8 protein-coding genes are annotated in these 6,720 nt (G+C 34.9%); 6 read left to right on the top strand and 2 right to left on the bottom strand.

What is annotated here, in order from left to right; all coding sequences use genetic code 11:
* Window positions 1-470 precede the first annotated feature (470 nt).
* Complete coding sequence (locus tag ILA26_RS02895) at window positions 471-1,337, bottom strand: hypothetical protein (protein WP_292893889.1); 867 nt, start codon at window positions 1,335-1,337, stop codon at window positions 471-473.
* Window positions 1,338-1,443: 106 nt separating this feature from the next.
* Between ILA26_RS02895 and ILA26_RS02890 the strand changes: the two genes are divergently transcribed.
* The 5 genes from ILA26_RS02890 to ILA26_RS02870 all read left to right on the top strand — a co-directional run bounded on the left by ILA26_RS02890 (window position 1,444) and on the right by ILA26_RS02870 (window position 4,709).
* On the top strand, window positions 1,444-1,815 hold the full coding sequence (locus tag ILA26_RS02890; RefSeq protein WP_292893887.1) for a hypothetical protein: 372 nt from the start codon (window positions 1,444-1,446) through the stop codon (window positions 1,813-1,815).
* Window positions 1,816-1,921: 106 nt separating this feature from the next.
* On the top strand, window positions 1,922-2,371 hold the full coding sequence (locus ILA26_RS02885) for a flavodoxin (RefSeq protein ID WP_292893885.1): 450 nt from the start codon (window positions 1,922-1,924) through the stop codon (window positions 2,369-2,371).
* A 4-nt stretch (window positions 2,372-2,375) separates the two neighbouring features.
* On the top strand, window positions 2,376-2,837 hold the full coding sequence (locus ILA26_RS02880) for a MarR family transcriptional regulator (RefSeq protein ID WP_292893883.1): 462 nt from the start codon (window positions 2,376-2,378) through the stop codon (window positions 2,835-2,837).
* Between the two features lies 1 nt (window position 2,838).
* Window positions 2,839-4,224: an MATE family efflux transporter gene (locus tag ILA26_RS02875; RefSeq protein ID WP_292893881.1), complete on the top strand. Its 1,386-nt coding sequence runs from the start codon at window positions 2,839-2,841 to the stop codon at window positions 4,222-4,224.
* Window positions 4,225-4,268: 44 nt separating this feature from the next.
* Window positions 4,269-4,709, top strand: coding sequence for a hypothetical protein (locus tag ILA26_RS02870; protein ID WP_292893879.1), 441 nt, complete (start codon window positions 4,269-4,271; stop codon window positions 4,707-4,709).
* Here the strand turns inward: ILA26_RS02870 and ILA26_RS02865 are convergent.
* Entirely contained in the window at window positions 4,706-5,728 is a 1,023-nt protein-coding gene (locus tag ILA26_RS02865; protein WP_292893877.1) for a tRNA-dihydrouridine synthase, read from the bottom strand. The genes ILA26_RS02870 and ILA26_RS02865 overlap by 4 nt on opposite strands.
* 281 nt (window positions 5,729-6,009) lie before the next feature.
* On the opposite strand from ILA26_RS02865, the gene ILA26_RS02860 reads away from it, so the two are divergent.
* The gene (locus ILA26_RS02860) at window positions 6,010-6,564 is read left to right on the top strand and encodes a manganese efflux pump MntP family protein (protein ID WP_292893876.1); all 555 of its coding nucleotides are present in this window, start codon (window positions 6,010-6,012) and stop codon (window positions 6,562-6,564) included.
* Window positions 6,565-6,720 lie beyond the last annotated feature (156 nt).

Here is a 6,720-nt window from a genome sequence, read left to right as displayed (position 1 = left end):
CTGTATTCTAATGTTTTATTGAATACATAACCGGCTGCCCGTAAATTAAAATTCAATTCCCCTTCTAAATCCTCATCAGGGACAAACTCAATCTTATCGGTCAAAATAAACGTTTTATCAACCATAAATAAATGCTCCCCACACTTTATTTTCTTTTTAGACAAAGATGTCATTAATTTTATTTGTATACTCGAAAAAAAAACATGGATTTTAATTATTTTTGATTAAACATCAAAAAAAATATGTTTTCTTTTTCTTATATCAACTTATATACCTTTATAATAAATAGAGTTTATCTAAGAGCATTTGGAAAGTAATACAGTATATTTTTTTATTTTGCAAAAAAATTCTAAAAATTCAACAAACCCCCTTAAAAGTGCAATTCATCTCCCGGCTTAAAGAAGCCGGAGAATTCTTGCACAATAATGTTAAAAGTGACAATCATTTTAATAGCCATTTACCTATTTTAATTAATTCAATACTTCGTGCCAGATGAATTCCGGACCTGCAAGATAGCTGATCAATATTGAGAGCATGCTTACCACCAAAAAGACAATGAACACGCTTAATGGTGTAAACAGGAAGAACAGTATCAATGCAACAATCTCAAGAATGACGAACATTGCTCTTGACTTGCTGGTGTAGCTTAAAATGCCTAAAAAGATTGGAGTTACGATAATCGCCAATATGTATAGGATTGAGTCATATAGGCTTACAATGTTTCCCAAAGGCAATTTTAAAATGACGCTGAAAAGATACATCTCCAAGACAGTCAGGAAATATCCCTGTGCCCCTCCAGCTATTGCCTGTGCAAGGGTATGTTTTTTCAAAAGAACTCTTGACCATATGATTAGTGGATATAACACTCCAATCAATGCACCTATAGGGCCCAAAAGCAATATCAAAGCAGCATTAGGACCTGACAAACCAGTAGTGTGCACGCTTATTTTCCATTTGGTAGTTATTAAAAGCACAACACCTGTATTTACAGAGTAACATAGAAGAAGGCATGTTAAAAAGTTATCCACATTGAATATTAGACAGATTAAAAATCCTATGAAATATGATACGATTCCAACAATCAGAGGCATGTACCTGTCTGACCTGTTTGATATGTCCTTGTCGGTTCCAAGTTTTTTTGCCCAGAACAATATTATTACCATTGGTAATATTGAAGCGAAAATCAATGATATGGCTTCCAATTTAACAAATTTTGTAAAATCGAACTCCCCATTTGTAAAGGATAATGTTAAACAAATTATTAAAAATAACGGTATACAAATGATTGGAGGATTAGTAAATGTTGAAATAGGTTTGGCTATTTTTAATTTATTCATGTTTTTACTTTACATTTTTAAATTAATAAAGATTTTGCAACTTTAGAAAATAATTTAAAGGACGTGATAAATATATATTACTAATAATATAATGGGGATTTTATTGATGAAAATGGAAATTGAATTAACCGATGAGCAATATGAAAAAGTAAATGCATTAAAGGATAATGGAATGAGTGTCGGAGATGCTATCGATGCACTGTTTGAAATGAAAGAGGCAGCTGCAATTCAAACTGACAACATTATTGACAGCAAATTGGAAGAGGTCAATAGGGAAAAGGCTGAATTAGAAGAACGCTTAAGCAAGCTCGATGAGGACATTTCATTATTCACCAAGCTTAAGGATACCTCTATGGATGTCCACCAAAAGCAAAAAATCATAGGAAAGGACTATGGAAGACCTATCCAGACTTATGATGAAACCGTCCAGAACGCCAAACACAAGTTCAAATGGACCAAATCCATCTTTAAGTTATAATCCTTTTTTCTCTTTTTTTAATATTTTTTTTAAATTTTATAATTGTTGTCAGTGCAATAGTTGTCAGTGCAACAGTTTATATATGATAACGACATAATATTATCTTATGAAATCGTTAGTAGTTTATTATTCAAGAACAAACATTACAAAAAAGCTGGCCGAAAATATCGCTGGCGAAATTAACGCAGACATTGAAGAAATCATACCGAAAGTAAACTATTCAGGAAAGATAGGATACGCTCGTGGAGGAAAGGATGCAATCACTGAAAAAATTGTTGAATTGGAACCTCTAAAGTATGATCCTAATGACTATGATGTGATTTATCTTGGAGCTCCGGTATGGGCAAGCAAGGCTGCAAATCCACTGATTTCATATTTAAAACAAAATGAAGGTAAATTCGATAATGTGAAGTTCTTCATGACCGCAGGAAGCAGCGGCTTTGAATCAAGTTTCAAGCAATTGGAATCATATTCAACAAAACCATTGAAGACATTGGCATTAACAACAAAACAGGTCAAAAAAGATGATTATGATTTATCTTCATTCTTAGAGTGAGAACATGTCACTAGAGGAGTTTAAAATAATTGATGCAAAAAAACTTCCATTTGGCAAGCTGATTTCTATTATTGCAAAAAACCAGACACTGTACCTGAATCATCATCTTGAGGAATTGGGCATTAATGCATCACAGTTGCATTTTCTCTTTGAGATTGAACATCAAAAGGAAATAAATCAGGAGAAAATTGCATCCAGATGCAATATAGACAAGGGTTCGGTTGCAAGGTCAATCAAGAAACTTGAAGACAATGGGCTTGTCACAAGAGAGGTTGATGACAATAATCGGCGTCAAAAGAAGGTTCACATAACACCAAAAGGTGAAGAAACCTTAACTCAAGCTAAAGAAAAGCTTGGTGTATGGGAAGATTACTTATTTAACGATATTTCAATTGAAAAAGAGGAGTTACAAATAATTTTAAAAGAGATAGCGATAAAAGCTATAGAGTTTAACAATGGGGAATAACATGGCTAAAAATAGTAATATTGAAATGATAACAGGAGATCCTAAAAAGGCTATTGTAAAATTGGCATTGCCTATGATGCTGTCCATGCTATTGATCATGCTTTACAACATTGCTGACAGTATATGGGTTGCAGGACTTGGGGCAGATGCACTGGCTGCAGTAGGATTCATCACACCATTATTCATGGTATTGGTAGGACTCGGAAACGGAATCGGAGCAGGTGCAAATTCATTAATTGCAAGATATATTGGAGCGAAAAATTATGAGCAGGCAAACAACGCAGCTTTACATGGTATACTCTTGGCTGTAGTTGTATCCATAATCTTTACAGTGATTATCGAAGTGTTCATGGTGCAAATCCTTCAAATGATGGGAGCAGGATCAACCATCCAGTATGCAATGGACTACAGTTACATCATATTCGGATTCCTGATTGTATTTGTATATTCTGGTGTCGCTTCAGCGATTTTCAGGTCAGAAGGGGACATGAGAAGGGCAACAATTGCAATTGCTGTGACTGCTGTAATGAACATCATATTGGACCCAGTGTTCATTTATGTCTTAAACTTCGGTATTGCAGGTGCTGCATGGGCTACAGTATTTTCCGCAATCCTGTCATGCCTTGTAATGAGCTATTGGATTTGGGGTAAAAAGGACCTGTACCTTGATTTATCCTTAAAGAATTTCAACTACTCAACTAAGATGATTACCGATAACCTTCAAGTGGCAATTCCATCAACCCTTGAAAGTTTAGTGTTCTCAATCCTTGCGATAATTATCAACAGTATGCTTGTAATGGCTGCAGACACAACAGCTGTGGCAGTATATACTGCTTCAATGAGAATCGTTCAATTGGCAATGATTCCTTTAATCGGTCTTGGAACAGCTGTATTGACAGTTGCAGGAGTGGCTTACGGTGCACGTAACTATCAAAATCTGAAAACATCCCACTCATATGCAATCAAGTTGGGTTTTACAATTTCAATTGCATTGGGTGCTGTGATGTTTATTTTCTCATCACAAATCGCTACAATGTTTTCATACACCGATGCAAGTGCTGCATTATCCCCTCAAATCGCTCATGCAATATCAGTATTAAGCCTGTTCGTTTTGGCGATTCCACACGGTATGATGTCATCAATGGTATTCCAGGGAGTGGGTAAGGGAACATATTCCCTGTTGATTACATTGCTAAGATCATTGATTCTTGAAACAGTATTCGCATATCTTTTCTGTTTCATATTCGGATGGGGACTTACAGGAATCTATGCCGGTGTGGTATTCGGTTGTTTCGTTGGAGGAACAGTCGGGTACATCTGGGCGAAAATCTTCATCTCAAGATTTAAGAAATTCGCTAAAAAAGAAACAATACCACAAGAAAACTAGTTATAATAACTAGTTTTTTATACTTTTTTTAACAACTATTAATTATGGAATTCATCCTTAACAACAAAAAGTACTCAATCATCAACCATGAGCTCTACATCAACTATCTTATGGTCAATGAATATTTCAAGAGCTATTCCAAGTATGACTATGACATACATTTTGACTTTCTTGAACCTATTTTGGCCAAGGAAAAAATAGACTTTGAAGATATTCTTGAAGGGACCAAATTGTTGGAAGAGCTGATTGAGAAAAATGAGATAGATTTTCTTCCAGTTGGTTTAAGGATAGATGAGCACTTGAATGGAAACTTCAAGGTAACCTATCAGGATTTGGAGTTCAAGAATGTAAATGTAGGTGAAGCAATTCCACTGCTGATTGTCCTTACAAGCCTTTTGAATGCAAAGCCAATAGTTACCTTGTATCAGATTGATGAAGAGCTTCACTACTTTTTGGAAAAATTCAGAAGTTATGGGAAAAGTTAAGGTTTAAGGGAACATGACCGTATATGGCATGTGCTTGTCTTTTTCCAATAACAGTTATTGCAGGTTATGCATTGGCTTACGCCGTCACCTTCGATTTGCCAGTCAACCAAAAAGCTTGGATCTTTGACAAATGGTCTTTGCATGGATATGAAGTCAATGTCGGTTTCGTTTAGGATTTCATTAATCTGATTTTGGCTGTTGGCTCCACCACCTAGGATTACTGGAATTGAAACGTTTTTGATTATTTGATTAGTTGCCTCGATTAATGGATTTTTCTCCTGGTTTTCCTGTGTGAAGAATTGCGGTGAGCGTGGACGGGTGATTTGAAGTGAGTCAACACCATGCTTTTCAAGAAGTTTACATATCTCAATAGTTTCATCTATGCTCATTCCCATGTTGGTGCCGTCAAATGCATTCAAACGGCAATTAATATGGAGGTTTGTGTTTTCCTTTATCACTTTAATTATCTCCAGAACCATCCTTAAACGATTGAGAGTGCTTCCACCATATTTGTCTGTTCTTGTGTTGAAGTTTGGATTTATGAAACGGGCAAGGAAATAATAGTTACCCAGACCCAATTGAATGCCGTCAAATCCTCCGTATTCAAATTTTTGAGCTGCTATGATGATGTCTGTTTGAATTTTTCTGATGTCATCTATGCTTATATCCTCAACGCGCATGTTCTGTTCGGTTCTCTTGTTGTATTGAACAAAACCCAATTGTGCAAAGATGGGAACGTCATATACATGGACCAAATCGGTTAGGTCACGTGCTTCACGGACGAATTGCTTATAGTTGATTGTGCTTGTGTATTTTGAGAAAACATCGCGAGGATAGAGGGAATACACCTCGGATATGATTAATCCTACACCGCTTGCTGCAATGTTTTCATATCTGTTATATATCTCGGGTGTGAAATTTCCAGTCTTTTCCCTTTCAGATTCCCAAAGACCTGTTCTGACAATTCTGCTGTTTAACTTTAAGTCTCCAAATTCAACATAATCAAATAAATCTTTCATGATTATTAATATAAATTCAAATAGTATAAATAGATTGTTTTTAATTTCAATATATTGGGTATATTGTCCAGGATTGTAAAATTGATTTGAGTTTGAAAAATTGCAAGCATTTATAACTGTTTAATTTAAATATCAGGACCAGACAATAGAATATATGGGAAATACTTAAAAATATTTCCCAGAAACCGACCGTGCAATGATTATTTGGGTTTCGGCCCAAATAATCTAAAAATTAATAGTAATAAATCATTTTAAATAAATCCTATTACAAAGTATTATTAATGTCTTTTAATCTTATTTCAACTTTTCTAATAGCGATAGCTCTTGCAATGGACGCTTTCAGCGTATCCATGACAAAGGGTTTCACGCAAAAGAATCTTACAAAGCCTCAAATATTATATTATGGACTCTTTTTTGGAGGTTTTCAGTTTTTCATGCCGATAATCGGCTACTTTTGTGGCAATGTAATCGCATCAATCGTGGAGTCATTGGCACCAATTGTGGGTTTCATATTGCTTCTGGCTATTGGTTTGAACATGATAAGGGAAAGCCTGTCTGAAGATGATGAGGAGATTACAGACCATTTCTCATTCAAGGAAGTCACACTATTGGCCATAGCGACAAGCATAGATGCATTTGCAGTTGGAATCACAATTGCACTTTTAAATGATCCTTTATTGATATCCTGTGCGATAATCGGAATTGTGGCTTTCGCCTTCAGCATAATTGGAATATTCATAGGAAAGAAACTCGGCAATTATGTTGGAGACAAGTTCCAGATATTAGGTGGAGTGATCTTGATACTTATTGGTTTCAAGATACTTCTCGGATTTTAATTTAAAAACAATTCAAATTCATTTTTTCTTTTAAAAAATAACTTTCACTGATTAATTGTCTCATTGTAAAATATTACTTTGGTATTGAAAAATTGTAGGCATTTATAACTGCTTGTTTTAAATAAAATAAATTACTAAAAGGTATTATGAGAAATG

The organism is Methanobrevibacter sp. (genome assembly GCF_017940815.1).
In the GTDB taxonomy this organism is placed as follows: Archaea; Methanobacteriota; Methanobacteria; order Methanobacteriales; family Methanobacteriaceae; genus Methanocatella.
This window is presented reverse-complemented; position numbering and strand designations above follow the sequence as displayed.